19 protein-coding genes are annotated in these 22,653 nt (G+C 72.3%); 8 read left to right on the forward strand and 11 right to left on the reverse strand.

Annotated features, from left to right (window positions below; translation table 11 throughout):
- The 3 genes from AB0H54_RS13350 to AB0H54_RS13360 all read right to left on the reverse strand — a co-directional run bounded on the left by AB0H54_RS13350 (position 1) and on the right by AB0H54_RS13360 (position 2,485).
- A complete protein-coding gene (locus AB0H54_RS13350) occupies positions 1-927 on the reverse strand; it encodes an acyl-CoA desaturase (RefSeq protein WP_357345370.1) in 927 nt (308 codons plus the stop codon).
- A gap of 84 nt (positions 928-1,011) precedes the next feature.
- Positions 1,012-1,998: a zinc-binding dehydrogenase gene (locus tag AB0H54_RS13355; protein WP_357345372.1), complete on the reverse strand. Its 987-nt coding sequence runs from the start codon at positions 1,996-1,998 to the stop codon at positions 1,012-1,014.
- A 79-nt stretch (positions 1,999-2,077) separates the two neighbouring features.
- Entirely contained in the window at positions 2,078-2,485 is a 408-nt protein-coding gene (locus tag AB0H54_RS13360; RefSeq protein WP_357345374.1) for a hypothetical protein, read from the reverse strand.
- Positions 2,486-2,629: 144 nt separating this feature from the next.
- On the opposite strand from AB0H54_RS13360, the gene AB0H54_RS13365 reads away from it, so the two are divergent.
- On the forward strand, positions 2,630-3,850 hold the full coding sequence (locus AB0H54_RS13365) for a DUF418 domain-containing protein (protein WP_357345376.1): 1,221 nt from the start codon (positions 2,630-2,632) through the stop codon (positions 3,848-3,850).
- Here AB0H54_RS13365 and AB0H54_RS13370 read toward each other — a convergent pair whose 3' ends face one another.
- The 3 genes from AB0H54_RS13370 to AB0H54_RS13380 all read right to left on the reverse strand — a co-directional run bounded on the left by AB0H54_RS13370 (position 3,851) and on the right by AB0H54_RS13380 (position 6,646).
- Positions 3,851-4,546, reverse strand: a complete 696-nt coding sequence (locus tag AB0H54_RS13370) for a methyltransferase domain-containing protein (protein WP_357345378.1) — start codon at positions 4,544-4,546, stop codon at positions 3,851-3,853. It lies immediately after the preceding gene.
- 73 nt (positions 4,547-4,619) lie between these two features.
- Complete coding sequence (locus AB0H54_RS13375) at positions 4,620-5,600, reverse strand: zinc-binding dehydrogenase (RefSeq protein ID WP_357345380.1); 981 nt, start codon at positions 5,598-5,600, stop codon at positions 4,620-4,622.
- A 38-nt stretch (positions 5,601-5,638) separates the two neighbouring features.
- Positions 5,639-6,646 (reverse strand): sigma-70 family RNA polymerase sigma factor, encoded by a 1,008-nt coding sequence (locus tag AB0H54_RS13380; RefSeq protein WP_357345382.1) that lies wholly within the window; start codon positions 6,644-6,646, stop codon positions 5,639-5,641.
- Positions 6,647-6,743: 97 nt separating this feature from the next.
- Here AB0H54_RS13380 and AB0H54_RS13385 point away from each other — a divergent pair, with 97 nt between their 5' ends.
- Positions 6,744-7,316, forward strand: a complete 573-nt coding sequence (locus AB0H54_RS13385; RefSeq protein WP_357345384.1) for a dihydrofolate reductase family protein — start codon at positions 6,744-6,746, stop codon at positions 7,314-7,316.
- On the opposite strand, the gene AB0H54_RS13390 is transcribed toward AB0H54_RS13385, so the two are convergent.
- Positions 7,317-8,000, reverse strand: coding sequence for a TetR/AcrR family transcriptional regulator (locus tag AB0H54_RS13390; protein ID WP_357345386.1), 684 nt, complete (start codon positions 7,998-8,000; stop codon positions 7,317-7,319).
- Between the two features lie 91 nt (positions 8,001-8,091).
- Between AB0H54_RS13390 and AB0H54_RS13395 the strand changes: the two genes are divergently transcribed.
- The 4 genes from AB0H54_RS13395 (at position 8,092) to AB0H54_RS13410 (ending at position 11,715) form a co-directional block, all read left to right on the forward strand.
- Entirely contained in the window at positions 8,092-9,561 is a 1,470-nt protein-coding gene (locus tag AB0H54_RS13395) for an MFS transporter (protein WP_357345388.1), read from the forward strand.
- A gap of 83 nt (positions 9,562-9,644) precedes the next feature.
- Positions 9,645-10,295, forward strand: a complete 651-nt coding sequence (locus AB0H54_RS13400) for an urease accessory UreF family protein (protein WP_355275726.1) — start codon at positions 9,645-9,647, stop codon at positions 10,293-10,295.
- Between the two features lie 36 nt (positions 10,296-10,331).
- Positions 10,332-11,039 carry an urease accessory protein UreG gene (gene ureG / locus AB0H54_RS13405; RefSeq protein WP_355275724.1) on the forward strand — a complete coding sequence of 236 codons (708 nt, stop codon included), beginning with the start codon at positions 10,332-10,334 and terminating at the stop codon, positions 11,037-11,039.
- On the forward strand, positions 11,029-11,715 hold the full coding sequence (locus AB0H54_RS13410) for an urease accessory protein UreD (protein WP_357345390.1): 687 nt from the start codon (positions 11,029-11,031) through the stop codon (positions 11,713-11,715). The genes ureG and AB0H54_RS13410 overlap by 11 nt, the downstream gene beginning before the upstream one ends.
- A 54-nt stretch (positions 11,716-11,769) precedes the next feature.
- Here AB0H54_RS13410 and AB0H54_RS13415 read toward each other — a convergent pair whose 3' ends face one another.
- The 4 genes from AB0H54_RS13415 to AB0H54_RS13430 form a co-directional block, all read right to left on the reverse strand.
- Entirely contained in the window at positions 11,770-12,579 is an 810-nt protein-coding gene (locus tag AB0H54_RS13415; RefSeq protein ID WP_355275721.1) for a hypothetical protein, read from the reverse strand.
- 150 nt (positions 12,580-12,729) lie between these two features.
- Positions 12,730-14,160 (reverse strand): NAD(P)/FAD-dependent oxidoreductase, encoded by a 1,431-nt coding sequence (locus AB0H54_RS13420; protein ID WP_355275719.1) that lies wholly within the window; start codon positions 14,158-14,160, stop codon positions 12,730-12,732.
- A 205-nt stretch (positions 14,161-14,365) separates the two neighbouring features.
- Positions 14,366-15,262 carry a tat pathway signal sequence gene (locus tag AB0H54_RS13425; RefSeq protein WP_357345393.1) on the reverse strand — a complete coding sequence of 299 codons (897 nt, stop codon included), beginning with the start codon at positions 15,260-15,262 and terminating at the stop codon, positions 14,366-14,368.
- 83 nt (positions 15,263-15,345) lie between these two features.
- A complete protein-coding gene (locus tag AB0H54_RS13430) occupies positions 15,346-15,612 on the reverse strand; it encodes a hypothetical protein (protein ID WP_355275717.1) in 267 nt (88 codons plus the stop codon).
- Positions 15,613-15,741: 129 nt separating this feature from the next.
- Here AB0H54_RS13430 and recC point away from each other — a divergent pair, with 129 nt between their 5' ends.
- Both recC and AB0H54_RS13440 read left to right on the forward strand, forming a co-directional pair.
- Entirely contained in the window at positions 15,742-19,203 is a 3,462-nt protein-coding gene (gene recC, locus AB0H54_RS13435) for an exodeoxyribonuclease V subunit gamma (RefSeq protein ID WP_357345395.1), read from the forward strand.
- A gap of 8 nt (positions 19,204-19,211) precedes the next feature.
- The gene (locus AB0H54_RS13440) at positions 19,212-22,565 is read left to right on the forward strand and encodes a UvrD-helicase domain-containing protein (RefSeq protein ID WP_357345745.1); all 3,354 of its coding nucleotides are present in this window, start codon (positions 19,212-19,214) and stop codon (positions 22,563-22,565) included.
- Positions 22,566-22,653 lie beyond the last annotated feature (88 nt).

Genomic DNA, 22,653 nt, shown 5'->3' on the forward strand with positions numbered 1-22,653 from the left:
TCATGCGCGTTTGGCGGCCAGGCGGTCGCCCGTCGGGATCTTCAGATCCCAGGCCAGACCGAAGGTTTCGAGCGTCCAGATCAGCCAGTAGCCGGGATCGAGCCGGTACCAGTGCAATCCGAACGAGGGTGACTCGGGGAAGGCGTGATGATTGTTGTGCCAGGACTCGCCGAGGGTGATCAGCGCGAACACCCCGCCGTTGCGGCTGTTCTCCCTGGACCGGTACGGCCGGGTGCCGACCATGTGCAGGAACGAGTTGATCGCCCAGACGATGTGCTCGAGCAGGAAGATCCGCACGAAACCACCCCACAGCAGACCGCTGACGGCACCGGTCCAGCTCAGCGTGAGCAGTCCACCCAGCACGGTCGGGAGCAGCAGGCCCAGCCCCACCCACCAGTAGTAGAGCCGCGCCACCCGCACCAGCGACCGGTCCTTGATCAGGTCGGGCGCGTAGTGGACGATGTTCGGGTACTCGTGGCGGCGCATCCACAGGAAGTGCGAGTGCGCCAGCCCGCGCAGCGCCCCGCGCAAGCCGTCACCGGAGAGGTTGGGGGAGTGCGGATCTCCCTCGCGGTCGCTGTACTCGTGGTGGCGCCGGTGCAGCGCGACCCACGACACCACCGGACCCTGACCGGCCATCGACCCGAACACCGCCAGCACGGCCGCGACCGTGGGCGTGGTGCGGAAGGTGCGGTGGGTGAACAGGCGGTGATAGCCGACGGTGATGCCGAGTCCGGTCAGCAGCCACATCCCGAACAGCAGCGCGAGCTCCATGCCGCCGAACGGGCGCACGAACAGGAAGCCCAGCGCGGCAACGGTGCCCACGATCGGCGCGACATCGAAGAGCAGGAAGTGCCTGCGCTGCAAGCGGTGGATGTAGGGGTTGCTGATCGTCTTCTTCCGCGGCGAGGTGTCTTCTCGCGTCATAGTCGGACCGTAACAACGGGCGAAGCCCACGGGCCGGTGTCGCCGTGGGCTTCGATCGTGGGATCGGACTTGCGGATAGCGGGGTCAGCGGGCGCCCGCGCGCAGCACCACCTTGCCGTTGCGGCCGGGGGTCTCGGACTCGACCGCCGCCTCGCCCGCCCGGTCGAGCGGGAACTCGGCCTGCACGTCCAGCCGCAGGGTGCCCGCGGCGGCCAGGCCGACGAGTTCGGTGATCAGGCGCACGTAGTCGGCGCGATCGATCTCGCTGCCGCGCTGCTGGCCCCAGAAGCCTTTCACCACGGCCTGTTTGAAGATGACCGCGCCGGTGTCGATGATCAGCGGCTGACCCGACAGCGCGCCGAAGGAGATCAGCTCACCCCGCGGCGCCAGCAGCGACATCAGCGCGCCCGCGGCCGGTCCGCTGACCTGGTCCACCGCCCGCACGATCGGTTCGCCGTTGGTGACCTCGGCCGCGCGGGCCGCCCAGCCCTCGGTCTCGGTGTCGATCACCGGGCCGTAGCCGAACTGCTCCAGCGCCCGCACCGAGTCCGGCCCGCGCACCAGGCTGAGCACCCGCACGCCGCGCTGCTGGGCGAACAGGTTGAGCAGGCGGCCGACCGCGCCGTTGGCGGCGTTGACGGTGATCCACTGGCCGGGCTGTACGTGCAGATCGTCGAGCAGCATCAGCGCGCTCAGCGGCATGGCCAGCAGCTGGCAGGCGGTCTCGTCGGGGACCTCGGGCGGGATCGGGACGACCTGGTCGGCCCGGACGACGACGAAATCGGCCCAGGCCGCGCGCGCACCCGCGGCGGCGACCCGCGTGCCCACCGCCACCCCACCCGCGCCGGGACCCACCGCGTCGACGACGCCGACCGCCTCGGTGCCGGGGATCGCGGGCAGCGGCGGCCGGTAGCCGTAGACACCGCGAATGATCGCCAGGTCGTGGTTGTGGATCGGGGACAGCGTCATCGCGATCCGCGCCTCGCCCGGTCCCGGCTCCGGCGGCGGTACCTCCTGCGCGGTGAGCACGTCCTTCGGGTCGCCGAACCGGTCGATCACAACTGCCTGCATGTCCGCCTCCGTGGTGGTTGCGAGTGCCTGCACGAGCCTGGTCGTGTCCCATTGTGGCACCGCGGTCGCGGCGAGCCGGTCAGGCCACGGGCGTCTCGTGCACGGTCAGCCAGCGCGGCTGCCCGGTCGGGTCGCCGGTGGTCAGGACCGCCGTGACCCGGCGGGCGGTGGCGGCGTCGCCGAGCAGATGGCGTTCGAGGAAGCGGATCACCACCGTGTGGCCGTCGTCGAGCAGGCATTCGAGCTCGGTGATCGCGATCCGCAGGCCGGGCTGCGCGTCGCGGGCCCCGCGCAGGCCGGTGAGCAGGTCGTCCCTGGCGAGGACCGCGCCCGTGGTGGTGACCATCGTGAAATCCGGGTGCTGGGCGGCCGCGAAACGGTCGAAGACCTCGACCGGAGCGGCGCTGCCCAGCCAGCGGGCGAGGTCGGCGTGCAGGGCTTCGACGGCGGCCGCCAGTGCGGGCCCGGCCGGGGTGGGGTGCGACACGCCCGCAGTCTAGGTGGGCCGCGTGACAGGTCCGGTGCGGGAAGTCAATACGCCGCAGGGTGGATCGGGTGCGGCGCAGGTCGCGTGCGGAAATAGCCCGCTCGGTGGACGAGGCCGACCCGCCCGGACGCCTACGCTCACCCCATGGCTGAGGCACTCGGAACGCGTTCGCCCGCAGTATCTTCCGGTCGACGGATCGCCGAGGTCGACATCCTGCGCGGGTTCGCCCTGTTCGGCATCCTGATCACCAACCTGATCGTGGCGACCACGCTGTGGTCGGCGACCGGACCCCGCGACAAACCCGTGTCGCTGTTCGACGGCACCGCCGACCAGCTGGTGCGCGCCACCGTCGACGCGCTGTTCACCGGCCGGTTCTATCTGCTGTTCGCGTTCCTGTTCGGGTACTCGTTCACCCTGCAGATCGCGGCCGCCGAACGCGCGGGCGCCGCGCCGGCCCGGCGATTGCTGCGCCGGTGCGCCGCGCTCATGGCGATCGGGCTCGTGCACGTGTACCTGCTGTGGATCGGCGACATCCTCACCCTGTACGCGTTCCTGTGCCTGCATCTGATCCTGCTGCGGAAACTGCGGCCGCGGACCGCCGTCATCACCGGGGTGGTGCTCTACACGGTGTGGTCGGTGTGGAGCTTCCTGCCCGGTGAGACGAGCATTCTCGCCCTCGGTGAGTTCTTCGACCTGCCGAAACTCGCCGCCGACTACACCGGCAGCTTCGCGAGCACGTTCGCGGCGCAGACCGCGCTCGCGCCGGTGTTCCTGCTGCTGATCTGGTTCGCCCAGGGCGTCCCGAGCCTGGCCATGTTCCTGCTCGGGATGGCGGCGGGCAAGCGGAACCTGTTCGAGGATCCGGACACGCTGCGTCGCTGGTCGGGCCGCGCGCTGGTGCTCGGGTTCGGCCTCGGCCTGCCGATCTCGGCGCTGACCTTCGCCGATGTCATGGGCTGGTGGAACGCCCCCGCCCTGATCCACGGGCTGCAATATCTCGTCGGCCCCGCCATGACCTTCGCCTACGTCGCCGTCGTGGTGCGGCTCGCCCAGTCGGCCCGCACCGGTCGCTTCGCCGGTTTCCTGGCGCCGGCGGGCCGGATGGCGGCGTCGAACTACATCGGCCAGTCGATCGTGCTCATGGTCGTCTACACCGGCTACGGCTTCGCCCTCGCCGACGACATCCCGCCGCTGGGCGTCGTCGGCATCGGCCTGCTCACCTTCGCCGCCCAGCTGGCGCTGAGCTCGTGGTGGCTGCGCGGTCACCCCTACGGACCGGTCGAATGGGTGCTGCGCGCGGCGACCTACCTGACGATCCCGGCGTGGCGCCGGCCCACCGAAACGCCTGCGGCGCAAGCCGGGTGATCACGGGGTGCCGTGGTCCGTCGCGGGAGTGCCCTGGACGGCCGGGCGATGGAATTCGGCGCGCCAGCGGTGGCGACCGGGGGTGTCGGGGCGGGGGAGGCGTTCGACGCGGATCGGGGTGAGGTCGGACGTCGCTATCGCGTTCATGTCGGCGGGGGTGAGGGGCCAGGGCGGGCCGGGGGCCGGAGTGGTGGCGATGTCGGCGATGACCAGGAGGGTGGCGTCGGGGGCGAGGAAGCCGCGGATGGCGGCGATCGAGGCTTCCCGGACGGCGGGGGGCAGGGATTGGATGGTGATCGACTCGATCACCAGGTCGAAGGCGGCGAGCCAGGCGGCGGGCGGGTGCAGCAGGTCGGCGACCTTGTAGGTGACCGGGGACTGCGGGAAGCGGGTGCGGGCGCCGCGGATGGCGGTGGGGGAGATGTCGAACGCGGTGGTCCGGATGCCCTGGGCGGCAACGAATTCGGCGTCGACGCCGTATCCGCAGCCGATGACGAGGGCGCGGCCGCCCAGGGGCGTCGAGGTGGTGGTGACCCAGTCGACCAGCAGTGGATTGGGTTCGTCGCGGTCCCACGGAACGACCGAGGTCCCCGCCGCGGCCTCGGCGTAGAGCGGTTCGAACCAGCCGGTCGGATCGTCGGCCGCCAGCGCCTGGGCGGCGAGACGACGGTCGGCGGACGGCTGCGCGTCGGTCATGGTTCCAGTCTCCACCACCGCGCGCGAGACCGCCGCACGACATTCGGCGAGCCCCGGGAAAGGATTCGGTGAATCAGGGAATCAGCACGACTTTTCCTGTGGTCGACCGGTTTTCGAGGGATTCGTGCGCTCTGGCGGCCGCCGCGAGGGGGAACTCGGTGATCGCGGGCCGGAACAGACCGTCGGCCGCGGCGGTCAGCGCCCGCTGCGACAGCGGCAGCAGGTCACCGCCCGCGCGTTCCAGCATCGCCGGACCGAGCACGGATCGGGAGGTGATCCCCCGGGCGGCCAGTGTGTCCGGATCGACGGCGGTCGGCGCGCCGCTGGACCAGCCGAAGATCAGGTGTCTGCCGCCGGGGCCCAGCAGTTCGACGGCGGCGGTACCGATGTCACCACCGACGCCGTCGAACACGTCGGTCGCGGTCCGACCACCCAGCTGGGCCCGCACCTTCGCCTGCCAGTCCGCGGCCGTGTAGTCGACCGCGATATCGGCGCCGTTCGCCGCGACGTCACGCACCTTGTCCGGGCCGCCCGCCAGGCCGACCACGGTCGCGCCCGCCGCCGCGGCGTACTGCACGAGCAGGGTGCCGATGCCGCCTGCCGCGGCGGGGATCACCGCCACGCTCTCGGCGTCCAGTTCGGTGAACAGCAGGATGCCCAGCGTCGTGCGCCCGGTCCCGAGCATCGCCACCGCCGTGCTGGGATCGACGCCGTCGGGAATGGTCAGCAGGCGGTCGGCGTCGGCCGTCGCGAACTCCGCGTAGCCGCCGGGGGCGGCGCCCAGGTGAGCGACCACGGGCGTGCCGAGCAGACCCGGGTCGACACCGGCACCGACCCGGTCGACGGTGCCCGCGACCTCGCGACCCGGCACCGTCGGCAGCGACGGGACGGGGAACGGGCCGGGTTCACCGCGGCGCAGCGCGGTGTCGACCAGGTGGACCCCACTGGCCGCCACCGCGATGCGCACCTGACCGGGCGCCGGCTCCGGATCGGGGACGGACTCGTAGCGGAGGTTGGTGGCCGGACCGAATTCGTGCAAACGGATTGCGTGCATGCCACCACTGTTCAACCTGAACAGCGCTCGAGGTCAAGTCAGCGTTTCGGCACGGTGCGCGGCAGGCCGAACCAGGGCAGGACGGTGTTCTCGAAGCGGGTCAGCGCGCTGATCCGGTCACCGGCGAGGCCGAGGACGTACAGGCCGGTGGCCTGACTGTGGCCCGACGGCGACCGCAGATAGGCGCCGAAGGCGGGCTGGCCGTTCGCCCGGGTCGGGACCAGGTCGTAGCGGCGGCCCGCGCCGAACAGCGCGCCGAGGAACTCTCCGGCTGCCTCGGCACCCTCGTACTCGAACGGCAGCGGCGGCATCGACAGGAACACGTCGTCGGTGAGCAGCGCGACCACCGCGTCGATATCGGCGGCCTCGTAGGCGCGGACGAACCGCGCGACCACCGCGTTCTCGGCCGGCGAGCCCGCGACCGGGGTGTCCGGTCGGCGCGGCACGCCAGCACGCGCCCGTTTGAGCGCGCTCTTGACCGCCTCGACCGTGGTGTCGAGCAGATCGGCGACCTCCCGGGCAGGGAAACCGAGCACATCGCGCAGCACCAGCACGGCCAGCTGACGCGGCGGCAGGACCTGCAGCGCGGTCACGAACGCCAGCGACATCGACTCGGCCTGCTCGACGCGGACCTCGGGGCCCGGCGGGGGCGCGGCGTCGCAGAGCGCGTCCGGGAACGGCTCGAGCCAGACGACCTCGCCGTGCCGGGTCGGTGCCGGCGGCCGGACACCGGGAATGTCCCACTCCTTCGCCTCGCGCCGGGCGGCCGTACGCAGCACGCTCAGGCAGCGATTGGTGGCGATCCGGTAGAGCCAGGTGCGCAGCGAGGCGCGACCGTCGAAGCCGCCGAGTCCGCGCCAGGCCGCGAGCAGGATGTCCTGGAGGGCGTCCTCGGCATCCTGGTACGAGCCGAGCATGCGATAGCAGTGCACGAGCAGTTCGCGGCGGTGTGGTTCGGTCAGCGCGCGGAACGCCGCGCCGTCGCCCGCTCGCGCCCGCGCGAGCAGATCTGCCTGCACCGGTCCCGCCTCTCGTGTGGTGGTCATCCTGTACCGACGTCGGTGCCCGCCGGAAAGGGGCGCGCCCCTTTCCGCGCTCTCGTGGCGTCTGCCTCAGTGGTAGCCGACAACACAGGAGAACGTCATGGGACACATCGTGGTCAGCGAGAATCTCTCCCTCGACGGCGTCGTGCGGGACCCCACCGGCGAGGAGGGCTTCGCGCGCGGCGGCTGGTTCGAGCGGATGGACGACGCGACCAGACGGGCATGGGCGGAGATCGAAGACGAGGAGGCGCGGAGCGCGTCCGCGCTGCTGCTCGGGCGGCGCAGCTACGAGTGGTTCGCGCGGCGCTGGGCGAGCAGGCCCGGCGACTGGGCGGACCGGCTGCGCGCGTTGCCGAAGTACGTCGTCGGGTCGACCGTCGACGACCTCGGCTGGGGTGTCGTGACCCGATTGCACGGCGATCCGGTCCGCGCGGTGGCGCGGCTGCGGGCGACCGTCGACGGCGACATCGTGGTGTACGCGAGCCGCCTGCTCGTGCACACGCTGATCGACCACGACCTCGTCGACGAACTGCGCCTCACGACCTTTCCGTGCGTCCTCGGCGCGGGTGAGCGGCTGTTCGGCGCGACCGGCGCGCCGAAAACCCTGCGCCTGGCCGACGTCCGGACCGTCGGCGCGGAGCTGACGATCGGGACGTATCGGTGCGCGCGGTAGTCAGCTGTCCGCGGCGGCGCGGCGGTCGACGCGGGCGGCGAAACCGTCACAGAGGGCGTCGAGGCCGAGGAACAGCAGGTCCTCGGAGGTCAGATCGCTCACCCCGGCGCCGTTCAGTTCGGCGAGCGCGGGGGGCACGGGGAACGACGGGGTGCCGTCGAGGAGGTCGCGCAGGCCGTTTGCGTCGTCGGTGGCGGTGCGCTTCTCCGCCAGCAGCGCGCCGCCGACCACCGGCAGGCTCGCACCGGAGATGTAGTTCCAGACGGTGAACGCCATGGTGGTGGCCTCGCGGGCCGAGACGTCGAGCGCGCGCAGGCCCTCGACCAGCCAGGCGAGGCTGGTCAGGCCCTGCGGGCCGAAGCTGTAGCGGGGGACCGCGAAGGTCAGCAGGACCCAGGGATGCTGCTGGTAGAGCTGCCAATCGATCTCGGCGGCGATGCGCACCCGGTCGCGCCAGGTCCAGCCCCGGCCGGTCGGGTCCGGGTACGGGTGGCGGGCGGCGACCTCGTCGGTCATGGCCGCGATCAGTTCGTCCTTGTTCGCCACGTGGCGATACAGCGACATGGTGCCGACGTCGAGGCGATCGGCGATGCGGCGCATCGACACCGCGTCGAGTCCGTCGGCGTCGGCGAGGGTGATCGCGGCGTCGACGATCGCGGTGCGTGTGAGCTTCGCGTCAGTCATCCCATGACTCGCTTTCCGTTTTCCTTTTCGGTGCGTACACTGTACCCGTTCCCCGCGTACGGTGTACGCAAACCCCTGGAAGGATGTCGGAATGACGAAGCTGGACCCGGCGGTGCCCACCGCGGTCGCCGGTGGACGCCGCGCATGGCTCGGCTTGGGCGTGCTGCTGCTGCCGGTGCTGCTGGTGTCGATGGACATCTCGGTGCTGTTCCTCGCCATGCCGACACTCACCGCCGACCTGGATCCCAGTGCCTCCCAGCAACTCTGGATCCTCGACATCTACGGGTTCATGCTGGCCGGTCTGCTCATCACGATGGGCAACCTCGGCGACCGGATCGGCCGCCGCAACATCCTGCTCGTCGGCGCCACCATCTTCGGTCTCGCCTCGGTGCTCGCCGCGTTCGCGCCCAGCGCCCCCGTCCTCATCGCCGCGCGCGTGCTGATGGGCATCGGCGGCGCGACCCTGCTGCCGTCGAGCCTCGCGCTGATCTCCAGCCTGTTCCCCGACGCCAGGCAGCGCGCGACCGCGATCGGCATCTGGACGGCGTTCTTCGCCGGCGGCTCGGCCGTCGGTCCGATCATCGGCGGGCTGCTGCTGCATCACTTCTGGTGGGGCTCGGTGTTCCTGATCAACATCCCGGTGCTGGCGATCCTGCTGGTGTTCGGGCCGATGCTGCTGCCCGAACACCGCTCGACCGCGCTCGGTCCGCTCGATCTGCCCAGCGTGGTGCTCTCGATCGGTGGCATCCTGCCGGTCGTCTACGGGATCAAGCACCTCGCCGCCGAGGGTTTCGATCTCGCGTCGCTGGGGATCGCGGCGATCGGCGTGCTGGTCCTGGTGGCCTTCGTCCGCAGGCAGCGCAGGCTGAGCGAGCCGCTGCTCGACCTGAGCCTGTTCACCCGGCCGCTGTTCCGGGTCGCGATCGGCGCGAGCCTGGTCGGCATGATGTCGCTGGCCGCGATGAGCTACCTGACCAGCATCTACCTGCAATCGGTCACCGGGCGGGACCCGCTGCAGGCGGCGCTGCTCGGCATTCCGATGGCGATCGCGGTATTCGTGTTCTCGATGAGCGGCGCCCGGGTCGGGCGCGCGCTCGGTGTCCGGGCGACCTTCACCCTGGCGCTGGCGATGTCGGCGGTCGGCAACCTGATGCTGCTCGGCGTCGGTGTCGACGGCGGACTGCCCTGGTACGTCCTCGGTTCGGTGATCGCCGGTATCGGCTACGGCATCTCGTTCACGCTGGTCTCGGATGTGGCGGTCTCGGCCGTTCCCGCCGAGCGGGCGGGGTCGGCGGTCGGCATCTCCGAGACCAGCTTCGAGCTCGGCAACGCGCTCGGCCTGGCCCTGCTCGGTTCGGTCGCGGCGCTGGTGTTCCGGTCGGGGGGTGACTTCGGCGACACTCTCGGGGAGACCATCGCCCAGGCGCACGGTGACGCGGGCCTGATCGACGCGGCGCGCGAATCCTTCGTCAGCGGTATGCATGTCGCGACCGCGGGTGGTGCGCTGCTGCTGATCGCGATGGCGGCGCTGGCCTGGCGGTCGGCGCGCGCCGCCCGCTGACCGACGACCGGCCGCCGGGGTGACCGGCGACACCGGCCGCCCTCACCGGGCGGATGTCCAGGTCCGTTGCATAGGATCGGCGGATGCGAAACGAGGGTGCGGCGGGCCTGGCGACATTGCTCGCCCTGGCCGACTCGCGCCTGCCGATCGGCGGGCACGTGCACTCCGGCGGCGTCGAGGAGGCGGTGTCGTCAGGGCTGTTGCGCGACAACGCGAGTGTCGAGCTGTACCTGCGCAGGCGGATCGCCACGTCCGGGCTCGTCGCCGCCTCGCTCGCGGCCGCCGTCTGCGGGGCGACGCTGACTCCCGAACGCGCCGAGCTGGAGGCCGACGCCAGGACGCCGTCGCCCGCCGCGCGGGCGGCCTCACGGGCGCAGGGGCGTGGCCTGTTGCGCCTGGCCAAACAGTTGTGGCCGGAACAGGACTGGGCCAGGGCCGGGGTGCGGCCGCATCTGTCGACGGTGTTCGGGATGGTCGGCGCCGCCTGCGGCGCGAGCCCCGAACAGCTCGCCGGCGTCGTCGTCTACACCACGCTCACCGGCGCGGCCACCGCCGCGCAGCGCCTGCTCGCCCTCGATCCCGCCGCCATCGCCGCGGGCACGATGCGGCTGGCCCCGCTCTGCGACCGGATCGCCGCCGAGGCGGCCACCGGCCCGGCCGCGCTGTCCGACCCGCTCCAGGACGCGCTGGCCGAACGTCACCTGGATCGCGATATGCCGCTGTTCGCTTCGTAGCCGCCCGACATCCCCGTCCCCCGAGAAGGAGTTCCCATGCCGCCCCATCTGATCGACGGCGAACCGCACGATCACAGCCACGACCGCCCCAAGCGGCACCGCGCGCCGGGCGAGGCGGTGCGGATCGGCATCGGCGGCCCCGTCGGCTCCGGCAAGACCGCGCTGGTCGCGGCACTGTGCAGGCAGCTGCGTGACGAACTGTCCCTCGCGGTGCTGACCAACGACATCTACACCACCGAGGACGCCGACTTCCTGCGCCGCCACGCGGTGCTGCCCGACGAGCGGATCACCGCCGTGCAGACCGGCGGCTGCCCGCACACCGCCATCCGCGACGACATCACCGCCAACCTCGATGCCATCGACGACCTGGTCGCGGCCAATCCGCCGCTGGACCTGATCCTGGTGGAATCCGGCGGCGACAATCTCACCGCGACGTTCTCCTCCGGCCTGATCGACGCGCAGATCTTCGTCGTCGACGTGGCGGGCGGCGACAAGGTGCCGCGCAAGGGCGGCCCCGGCGTCACCTTCTCCGACCTGCTGGTGGTGAACAAGACCGACCTGGCTCCGCTGGTCGGCGCCGATCTGGGCGTGATGGAACGCGACGCCGCCAAGGTGCGCGAGGGCCGCCCCACCGCCCTGGTGTCGCTGACCGACGATCCCGCCGCCACGCCGGTGCTGGCGTGGGTGCGCGAGCAGCTGCGCGCGGCCGCCGAACAGGACACGGCCACCGGCGTTGCGCACTGAGCTGAGCATCGTGGCCGCCCCGGGCAGGCTGCCCCGCATCGACGCGGTCGGCGGGCTGGCCGGGCGGTACACCGGCGCGGACACCGTGCACCTGATCGGCACCGCCGCGACCCCGCTCGGTGGCGACGAGCTCGATATCCGCATCGTCGTGCTGCCGGGCGCGCGGTTGATCGTCCGGTCGGTGGCGGCGACGATCGCGCTGCCCAGCGCGCGCACGCCGATGTCGGTGGGGCACTGGAGCTTCGAGGTCGGCGCGGGCGCGGAACTGGACTTCGATCCGGAACCGACGATCGTCGCCGGTGGCGCGCGCCATCACACGACGACGACCGTGCGGGTGGCCGCCGACGCGCGGTTGCGGCTTCGCGAGCGGGTGCAGCTGGGACGCAGCGGCGAGGACGACGGCGAGTGGCGCGGTGATCTGATCGCCGATCTCGACGACCTCCCGCTGATCCGGCATCGCCTCGCGCTCGGCGCGGGCACGGCCACCGACGACCGGTTGAGCGCGGCGCGCGCGCTCGACAGCGAACTGCGCTACCCGGACGACCGGCCCGCCTGGTCCGGCGGTCTCGACGCCGTCCGGTTGCCGCTGGCCGCGGGGGGATCGCTGGCGACCCGGACCGGTGCCCGCCTGCGCGCGGGCAGTCCGGTCGGCGCGGAGGATCCGGTCCCGGTCTAGAACGACGAAGGGAAGCCGGGGCGAACCCCGGCTCCCCTCGCACACGAGCGACGATCAGGCGCTGACCAGCACCGCGTCGTCGGCGATCGCTTCCGGCGCGGCCGCGCGCGGCGGCGCGAGGAAACCGCCCGCCGCGCCCACCGCCGCGCCGACACCGGCGCCGACGACCGTGAACGGCACCGACACCGCCATGTAGGCGGCCATCCCGCCGAGGATCGGACCGGCGACCAGACCGATCGGGACGAACGGGATACCGGCGACGAGCCCGGCCACCGCACCGCCCGTGCTCGCCATCATGGCGAACGGGGTGGCCACCATCGACCCGACCGCCGCGCCACGGGCGGCGGAGCCCAGGGTCTCCGAGGCGATCCGGTCCGAGCGGCTGCGCTCGAGGCCGACCGAGTCGAGGAAGGTCGCGAGGTTGGCCTCGGTGTTGGCCGCCGCGTCGTTGATCTGGATCGACGTGTCGACCGGGACGAAGTCCGGCACCGGGACCAGCTGGTCACCGAAGCGGAACTGTCCCGGCGGCGGCAGGATCGGCGGCACCGGCGCGACCGCGGTCGGCGCGTGCAGCGTGCCCACCGGGGACAGGTAGTCGGTCTCCGGGCCCGACCGCGACCACGCCAGCGAACTGCGCGTGTTCTCCGGCATCTGCTGGCCCACGTACGGGGTGGCGTTGGGCGCCACCGCGTCGAACTCCGGCCCGGCCGGATGTTCGGTCTGGGTCACCGCCGTCTGCGCGGGATCGGCGTTCGCGGTGCCCGTGCCGATCAGGGCCATGACCAGGGGGACCGCTCCAGCCGCGACGACCGAACCCACCTTCTGTCGCTGCGGGCTCGGCGCCCTGTGTTTCCCCGTCGCCATAGATCACCTTTCGTCCGGGGGATTGGTCACACATATGACGTCCGGCATTCGGACCCGGCTCGGCGACGGATGGGTCCGAAACGATGGCAACCCGGAATACGCCGAAGGCCGGGCGGTGCGGACACCACCCGGCCTTCGGAACGAACGGACCTAGCCGACTTCGCGCTGCTCGCGCACCTGTGCGGGCTTGCTGTTGCCGACCGGCGGCGCGCCCAGCGCGGCCGCGAGCTCGTTGGCGTCGGCCCGGTCGGACTTGACCTCCTCGATCGCCAACCGGGCGAAGACCCACTGCTCGGTGGCGGCCATCTGGCCGCGGTTGCGGCCGAGGAAGGAGACGAACCAGCCGATCACCGTGACGATCCGGCTGCGGTAGCCGACCAGGTAGTACAGGTGCAGCGCCAGCCAGGCCAGCCAGGCGAGGAAGCCGCTGAACTCGATCTTGCCGATCTGGCAGACGGCGTCGAAACGCGAGATCGTCGCCATCGAGCCCTTGTTGAAGTACTTGAACGGCGCGCGCTCCTCGGGGGCCTGCCCCTTGAGCCCGGCCTTGATCGCCTTGGCCGCGTAGGTCGAGCCCTGGATCGCGCCCTGCGCCTGACCGGGCACGCCGGGCACCGACATGAGGTCGCCGACCACGAAGATGTTCGGGTGGCCCTTGACCGTGAGGTCGGGCTCCACGATGACGCGCCCGGCCCGGTCGACCTCGGTGCCCTCGGAGCGCTCGGCGATCATCTTGCCCAGCGGGCTGGCCTGCACACCGGCCGACCACACCTTGCAGGCGGATTCGATCCGGCGGGTGCTGCCGTCGGCGTCCTTGACGACGACGCCGTGCGCGTCGACATCGGTCACCATGGCGTTGAGCTGGATCTCCACGCCCATCTTCTCGAGCCGCTTGGCCGCCTTGGCGCCCAGCTTGGGACCCATCGGGCCGAGCACAGCGCCCGCGCCCTCGAGCAGGATGACGCGCGCGTCGCGCGGGTCGATGGTGCGGAAGGTGCCGTCGAGGGTGCGGTCGGCGAGCTCGGCGATCTGGCCCGCCAGCTCCACGCCGGTCGGGCCGGCGCCGACGACGATGAAGGTGAGCAGCCGGTCGCGCTCCTCCTGCGTGGTCGCGAGCTCGGCCTGCTCGAAGGCGCCCAGGATGCGGGCACGCAGCTCGAGGGCGTCGTCGATGGTCTTCATGCCGGGCGCGAAGGTGGCGAAGTGGTCGTTGCCGAAGTACGACTGCTGCGCGCCGGTGGCGACGATGAGGCTGTCGAAGGGGGTGACGGTGTCGCGGTTGAGTAGTCGCGAGGTGACCGTGTTGTTGACCAGGTCGATGTCGTGGACGTCGCCGAGCAGCACCTGCGCGTTCTTCTGCTTGCGCAGCACCAGCCGGGTGGCGGGCGCGATCTCGCCGGTCGAGAGGATGCCGGTGGCCACCTGGTACAGCAGCGGCTGGAACAGGTGGGTGGAGGTCTTGGAGATCAGGGTGATGTCGACATCGGCCTTGCGCAGGTGCCTGGTGCCGAACAAGCCGCCGAATCCGGAACCGATCACCACCACACGGTGCCGCTGGTTCCCGACAGACTGAGTGCTCATCGTCCTGCTCCTCGACAGACTGGGGTGGGCCCCGCAATGGTGGTGACAGGGTTAACCGTAGTCGGCTCCGGAGGCAGCGTCGCCACGAGATCCCGGTTCCGATCTTGCTGTGGTGCGTTCGCTCGCCGGGAGCCGCGTGCCGCGGTGAGCGACACCGTGGCACGCGGACCGGTCGGACAAGATCGAGAATACGGGACCGGGAAGGTCAGCGACCGGCAAGCAGCAGTTCGGCGACCTTGGTGTCGGTCTCCGAGCCCTCGGTGTATCCGCCGTCGCTGCCGAGGGCGTTCATGATGGCCAGGGTGTAGCGCTCACCGTTGCCCGCGACGCCGACCGAGTTGACCACCCAGCCGTCGGCCTCGGCCGACCAGCCGTTCTTCAGGCCGGGCCGCATCCGCGCGCCCGCACCCCACACGCCCCAGTGCTGGTTGGAGTCGACCGAGCGCATCCGGTCCAGCAGGTAGGCGAGGTCGTCGGGGTGCATGGTGTCGAGGATGGTGTTCATCAGCCGGTCCAGGTCGGCGGCGGTGCACTTCTGGAACGACCAGTCGGGGAACATCGCCGACGCGGTCGGCTGCGGGATCAGGCTGACCATGCCGTAGGCGCGGAACGCGTTGTTGTAGGCCATCCGGTCGAAGCCGATGTACTTGTTCCACAGCACGTCGGCGGCGTGATCGTTGGAGGTGGCCAGCATGGACTCCATGTTGGTCCGGTCCTCGGGGGACAGGCCGATGGCGCCGACCCTGGCCCGGTTGAGCAGGTCGGCGGCGATGGCCAGCTTGATCGTCGAGGCGGTCCACACCTGGTTCTCGGCGTGCTCGTTGGCGTAGATGCCGCCGGTCTGGCGGTCGCGCAGCACGTACCCGGTGACGCCGGGACGCCCGGCTAGATAGGCGTTCACCCGCGCGATCCGCGAACTCATATCGCTGTCGAAGCCGGGCTGCGACACCTGCGTGAGCGCAGGCGGCACGGCATGGGCCGACGGGGCCAGCACGGGGACGCCCGGAGTGAGGACGGCCGCGGCGGCGAGGAGACAGGCGGTTGCTGCGACCCGGGGAACGACGCGGGTGGCGGGGGAACGGTCACGCACGAGGGACCACATTCGCACACCTGACGCCGTTGTGCACTACTTGAGGTGCGCACCCGAGTGTGTTACAGCGCCGTTGCGCCGCTTCGGTTTTCCGCTCAGTGATGCGCGGCGTGCGGGGTCGCGATGGTGCAGCCGTTGAGCCGATGGCAGTGCTCGAACGCTTCGCCGTGCTGATTCAGCGGCCAGGTGTGCAGCACCTGGTCCGGCCCGTAGCGCCGGGAATTGATCAGCTCCCAGCGGTCGCCCGCACGACGGACGATGAAACCGCCACCGGGAACCAGGGGAATCACCTGCGCGATCATGAACCGGACCAGCCTTTCGCCTGCGGCCGAACTGTCCCACCCGAAGGTCGACGATCCCACGGCGGGTAACCAGGGTGGCGCAGGCGCGGCCGGGAACGCGTTGCGGTGTGGCCTATTTCACTTGCCCTGCGCGGTGGTGACGGCGGGGCCGCACGATTGCGGGTCGGTCGCTGGGCGTATAAACGACGGATGCCGTTGCACCTCCATCGCGCCGAACGCGCCGACGCGCTGGCCGACGGACTGGGGCGGGTGCTCGGTGACGCACCGGCCGACCCGTTCACCACCGAGGTGGTCGCGGTCCCGGCGAAGGGGGTGGAGCGCTGGCTGGCCCAGCGGCTCTCCGGCGTGCTCGGCGTGGCGGGCGCCGGAGACGGCGTGGCCGCCAATATCGCCTTCCCCGCGCCGACGGCGCTGGTGGCGGAGGTGCTGTCCGCGGCGAGCGGGGTCGCGCCCGCCGACGATCCGTGGGTGGGGCAGCGACTGGTGTGGACCCTGCTCGGGGTGATCGACGAGGTCGCAGGCGAGCCGTGGGCGGCGGTGCTCGCCCGGCACCTCGGCCTGCCCGGCACGGGGCATCGGGTGGGCAGGCGCTACGCGACGGCCGCGCACCTGGCCGCCCTGTTCGACTCCTACGCCGCGCAACGTCCGCAGCTGATCCTCGACTGGGCCGCGGGCGCCGACACCGACGGCGCCGGCGGCCCGGTGCCCGACGACCTCGCCTGGCAGCCGCGGCTGTGGCGGGCCCTGCGCGCGGCCGTCGGCTCGCCGAGCCCGGCCGAACGGCTCGCCGCGGCCTGCGCGCGGCTGCGGGCCGACCCCGACACGGTCGACCTGCCCGCGCGGATCTCCGTCTTCGGCCTCACCCGGCTGCCCGCCGACCAGCTCGCGGTCCTCGTCGCCCTGGCCGAGCACCGCGACGTCCACCTCTGGCTGGCCCATCCGAGTCCCGCGATGTGGACGGCCTTGGCGGCGGCGGGTGGTGCTTCCCCGGACGGTGACCCGTCTCGGCACGAGACCGCGCGAGCCGACGGGGACGCGGTCACGCGAGCCGACTGGGACGCGACGGCTGCCGAACGGTCGGGCGCCGGTGCCGTCGGAGCCGCTCCGGTCGCGGGCGCACCGGTGCTCACGCGCGCCGCCGACGACACCGCCGATCTCGTCCGCCACCCTCTCCTGTCCGGCCTGGCACGGGACGTCCGGGAACTCCAGCAGCGGCTGAACCCGGTGCTGCACAGCACGATCCACCTCCCCGGCGAAACCGCCGACACCGCCCTGCTCGGCACCGTGCAAGCCGCGATCCGCGCCGACCGGGTCCCCGTATCGGGCGCGACGGCGGACGGCACCGTCGAGCTGCACGCCTGCCACGGCCCCGCCCGTCAGGTCGAGGTGCTGCGCGACCTGCTGCTGACCGCCTTCGCCGCCGACCCGGACCTGCAACCGCGCGACGTGCTGATCATGTGCCCGGACGTGGAGGCCTACGCACCGCTGGTCCGCGCCGCGTTCGGCCATCGTGGCGCCGGCGCCGTCGACCTGCCCGTCGAGGGCGAGCACCCGGCGCACCAGCTGCGGGTGCGTCTGGCCGACCGTGGCCGGGCGGTCACCAACCCGATGCTCGCGGTGGTCATCGAGCTGCTCGAGCTCGCCGACGGTCGCGTCACGGTGACGCAGGTGCTGGACCTGGCGGCGAGCGAGACCGTCCGCAGGCGCTGTGGTTTCGATGACGACGACATCGAGCGGCTGCGCGAGTGGGCCGCCGAGTCCGGTGCCCGGTGGGGGATCGGGCAGCGCCAGCGCGAGGCGTTCGGCCTGGCCGACTTCGCGCAGAACACCCTCAACGCCGCGGTCGACCGGATCCTGCTCGGGGTCACCGCCGACGAGTCCGGCGACGACTGGCTGGATCTGGCCCTGCCGCTCGACGACGTCGACTCCAACGACGTCGACCTGGCGGGTCGCTTCGCCGAGTTCGTCGACCGGCTCGCGGTCTGCCTGCGCGATCTGCGCGGCCCCCGGCCGGCCGCCGAATGGACGACGGTCCTGTTGCGCGCGGTCGACCTGCTCACCGACGTTCCCGACGCGCACTCCTGGATCCGCACCGAGGCGCGCCGCGAGATCGTCGCCGCCACCGAGCACGCGGGCGAGACGCCGCTGCGGCTGGCCGATGTCGCGGTGCTGCTGACCGGTCGCCTGGCGGGTGGGCCCGGCCGGGCGAACTTCCGCACCGGTGAGCTCACGGTGTGCACGCTGGTCCCGATGCGGTCGGTGCCGCACCGGGTGGTGATCCTGCTCGGCCTCGACGACGACGTCTTCCCGCGCCCCGGCACCGTCGACGGGGACGACCTGCTGGCCCGCGACCCACTCGTCGGCGAACGCGATGCCCGCAGCGAGGACCGTCAGCTGCTGCTCGACGCGATCATGGCGGCGGGCGAGCGGCTGCTCATCCTGCACACCGGCGCCGATCCGGTGACCGGCGCCGCGCGCCCGCCCGCAGTGCCGGTAGCCGAGCTGCTCGACGTCCTCGCCGCGCACGTCGGTCCGGACGCGCTGGACGCGGTGCACGTCCGCCATCCGCTGCAAGCCTTCGATCGCCGCAATTTCGCGCCCGAGCGGCCGCTCAGTTTCGACACCGTCGCGCTGGCGGGTGCCCGCGCCGCCGCCCGGCCCGCGCGGCCGCGTCCGCCGCTGCTGACCGAGCCGCTGCCGCCGGTCCCGCAGGCCGATGTGGCGCTGGCGGAGCTGATCGCGTTCGCCGAGCATCCGGTGCGCGCGTTCCTGTGGCAGCGGCTCGGGCTGCGGGTGCCCGAGGAAGCCGAGGACATCGCCGAGCAACTGCCTATCGAACTCGACGGACTGGCGAAATGGGATCTGGGCGAGCGGATGCTGTCGGCGCGGCTCACCGGCGCCGACCCCGCGGGCCTGCGGGCGGCCGAGTGGCGGCGCGGCACCCTGCCGCCCTTCGCGTTCGGCGGCGCGGTCCTCGACGAGGTGGAGGGCACCGTCGACACCCTCGTGCGCACCGCCGAGCCCGACTACGAGGCGAGCCCGCGCGCGGTCGACATCGCCCTCGACCTCGGCAACGGCCGTACCCTGGCAGGCACCGTGCCCGAGGTCCGCGGCGAGACCCTGGTGCGCATCACCTACTCCCGGCTGGCGCCGAAACACCGCCTGGCCGCGTGGGTTTCGCTGCTCGCGCTGGCCGCGACCGAGGACCGGTCGTGGCGCGCGATCAGCACCGGCCGCGGTCAGTTCCGCAGCAGGCCGGTCGCCCGGTCGGTGATCGTGGCGCCCGAGGCCCCCGCCGCCCTGGCGGTCCTGCGCGACCTGGTTCGGCTGCGCGACGAGGGGCTGTGCGAACCGCTCCCGGTCGCGCCCGCCGCCACCGCCGCCTACGCCGAACGCCGCTTCCGGGGCGACGGTGTCGCCGATGCCCTGCTCGCCGCCGAGCACGCCTTCGACGGCGGCCCCAACGGACCCGACAAGTTCGGCGACCACACCGACCGCTACCTGCGCTACGTGTGGGGCCGCGCGCCGCGCTTCGACCGCTTCGCCGCCGCCCCCGCCCGGGCGGGCGAACCCGAGAGCACGCGGTTCGGCGCGATCGCGCGTCGCTGGTGGGCGCCGCTGCTGGCAGCCGAGGGTCAGGGGCAACCGTGACGGGAACGATGTCGGCGCCCGCCGCCTTCGACGCGGCCGGGCCGTTGCCGGTGGGGACCACGGTGCTCGAGGCGAGCGCGGGGACCGGGAAGACCCACGCCATCGTCGGTCTCGCGGTGCGCTACGTCGCCGAGGCCGGCGTCGGCATCACCGAGCTACTGCTGGTGACCTTCAGCCGCGCCGCCACCCAGGAACTGCGGGAACGCACCAGGGACCGCTTCGTGACGGTCGCGGCCGCGCTCGCCGATCCGGGCGTCGCGCGGGCCCACCCCGATGAGCTGGTGCGCGGGCTGGCCGACACCGATCCGGCGACGCTGCGGCTGCGCAGGCACCGATTGCTCACCGCCCTGGCCGATTTCGACGCGGGCACCATCGCCACCACCCATTCGTTCTGCCAGCGGATGCTCGACGAACTGGGCCTGGCGGGCGAACACGATCCGGGCGCGCGGCTGGTGGAATCGGTCGACGACCTGGTCGCCACCGTCGCCGACGACCTCTACCTGGCCCGCTACGCCCGCGACCGCGCGCCGTTCACGCTGCGCGAGGCGCACACCCTCGCGCTGGCCGCCGTGCACGACCGCCACGCCGACCTCGCGCCGCGCACCGACGGTGCCGCGGGCGAGCGGGTGGCCTTCGCGACGGCGGTGCGTGCGGAGACCGAGCGCCGCAAACGCCGTGCGGGACTGCGTGATTTCGACGATCTGCTGGTGCTGCTGCACGAGGTGCTCGCCGATCCGGAGCACGGGCCGCGAGCCTGCGCGCGGATCCGGCAGCGGTACCGGGTGGCGCTGGTCGACGAGTTCCAGGACACCGACCCGCTGCAATGGGACATCCTGCGCCTGGCCTTCCACGAACACGCCACCCTGGTCCTGGTCGGCGACCCGAAGCAGGCCATCTACGCCTTCCGCGGCGCGGAGGTGCTCAGCTACCTGGACGCGGTCGCGCTGGCCGAACGGCGCAGCGAACTGACCCGCAACTGGCGCAGCGACGCCGGACTGCTGCGCGCGCTGGACCACCTGTGCGGCGGTGCGGAACTGGGGCACCCGGAGATCAGCGTCTATCCCGTGACACCGACCCGCCCGGCGACCCGCCTGCACGGCGACCCGGCGGTGATCACTCCGCTGCGGCTGCGGGTGCTGCCGCGGACCGGCGCCGGTCCGCGCAACCGGTCGGGGTTTCCCTCGGTCGGCAGGCAGCGGGCGAAGGTGGCCGACGACCTGGCCGCCGACATCGTCACACTGCTCGAGTCCGGTGCCACCATCGAGGCCAAACCGGAACGGGGCGTGGATCATTCGCTCACCGAGGTGGGCGACGGCCGGGTGGGCAGGCCGATCGGGCCCGGTGACATCGCGGTGCTGGTGCGCACCCGCACTCAGATCGATGTGGTGCGGGCCGCGCTGGACCGGGTCGGGGTCGCGTCCGTGCTGGCCGGTGGCACCAGCGTTTTCGCCACCGTGGCCGCCACCGACTGGCTGTGGGTGCTGCGCGCGCTGGAGCAACCGCATCGCGGCGACCGGGTCCGGCTGGCCGCCTGCACGCCGATCCTGGGCGTCACCGTGGCCGAGATCGACGCGGGCGGAGCCGATCTCGTCGGCCGGGTGTCCACCCAGCTGCGGGAGGCGGCGCGGCTGTTCGCCCGCGCGGGGTTCGCGGCCGTCTTCGACAAGCTCGCCACCGAGACCGATCTCGCGCCGCGGCTGCTCGCGGTGGAGAACGGCGAACGCGAACTCACCGATCTGCGCCACCTCGCGCAACTGCTCGACGAGGTGGCCCTCGCCGAAGGGCTCGGGCTGACCGCGCTGACCCGCTGGCTGGCCGATCGGGTCCGGGATCCGGAGGCGGGCAGCGTCAGCGGCCGCAGCAGGCGGCTCGACCGGGACGCCGCCGCTGTGCAGATCGCCACCGTGCACGCCAGCAAGGGGCTCGAATTCCCGCTCGTGTACCTGCCTTTCGCGTGGGACAGCGCCAAGAACCCGTACCCGGCGACGCTGCTGTTCCACGACGACAACGGCACCAGGGTGCTCGACATCGGCGGCAAGGAGGCGCCCGGCTACGGCGAGCGCCAATTGCGCTGCGAGGCCGAGGAATCGGGGGAGGAGCTGCGGCTGCTCTATGTCGCGCTGACCCGGGCCATGTGCCAGGTGGTCGCCTGGTGGGCGCCCGCCGTCACCACCGCGGCCGCGCCGCTGCACCGGATGATCCTGGGGCGGCGCCCTGGTTCGGCCCAGGTGCCGCGCCGCGCCGACATCCCCGCGGATACCGCGGCGGTGCAACGCCTCACGGAGTGGGCGGCGCCCGCGGCCGAGGTGATCTCGGTGACCGCGGTGCACCGGCCCGACGACGTCGAGCCGCGCCGGGTCAGGACCGAGCTGCCGAGCGGTGAGCTGGCCGTCGCGGGATTCACCCGGGTCCTCGACCAGCAGTGGCGGCGGACATCGTATTCCGCGCTCACCGCGGGCGCGCACGATCTCGCGGGGGTCGGCGAGGAGGAGCCCGAGGACGGGCCGGGGCCCGACGACGAACCGGCCGAGGCGCCGCTCGACGCCCCCGCCGGCGGCACCGGTGCGCCGTCACTGATGAACGCGCTGCCCTACGGCGCGGAGTTCGGCACCCTCGTGCACGGCATCCTGGAAGCCGTCGACACCTCGGCGCCGGATCTCGCCGCCGAGGTCGCCGCCCGCTGCGCGGAGGCGGTCGAGCACACCATGGCCGAACTCGACGTCGACCTGCTGGCCACCGCGCTGCTCGAAGTTCTGCGCACCCCTGCCGATTTCGGTTCGCTCGCCGCGATAGCGACCCGGGATCGACTGTGCGAGCTGGAATTCGAACTGCCACTCGGTGGGGGCGACACCCCCGGTGCGCGGTCTGCGGGGATGCACGGCATCGCTGACCTGCTGCGCCGCCATCTACCCGGAAACGATGTGCTGGCCGGGTACGCCGACCATCTGTCGGCGCTGCCCGACACGGTGCTGCGCGGCTACCTCACCGGCAGCATCGACGCCGTGCTGCGGGTGCCCGACGACGCGGGCGGGCACCGCTATCTGATCGTCGACTACAAGACGAACCGGCTCGGCACCGGTGATCTCACCGTCGAGCACTACCGGCGCGAGCACATGGTCACGGAGATGATCCGCTCGCACTACCCACTCCAGGCGCTGCTGTACGCGGTGGCGCTGCACCGCTACCTGCGCTGGCGGCTGCCCGGGTACGACCCGGCCCGGCATCTCGGTGGCGCGCGGTATCTGTTCGTGCGCGGCATGATCGGTGCCGCCACTCCGGCGGGCCACGGTGTGTTCGACTGGCAGCCGCCCGCGGAACTCGTTGTCGCGCTGTCGGATCTGCTCGCGGGAGAACCGCGATGAGGGCTCGCGGGCGGTGCCCGCGTCGTCTGGTCGCTGTGGCGCCGGCTCGGCGATGGGCGACGCCACCCGTGGACCGGGTGCGCTCGGG

Origin of the sequence: Nocardia sp. NPDC050718 (genome assembly GCF_040654235.1) — a bacterium.
GTDB lineage: Bacteria > Actinomycetota > Actinomycetes > Mycobacteriales > Mycobacteriaceae > Nocardia.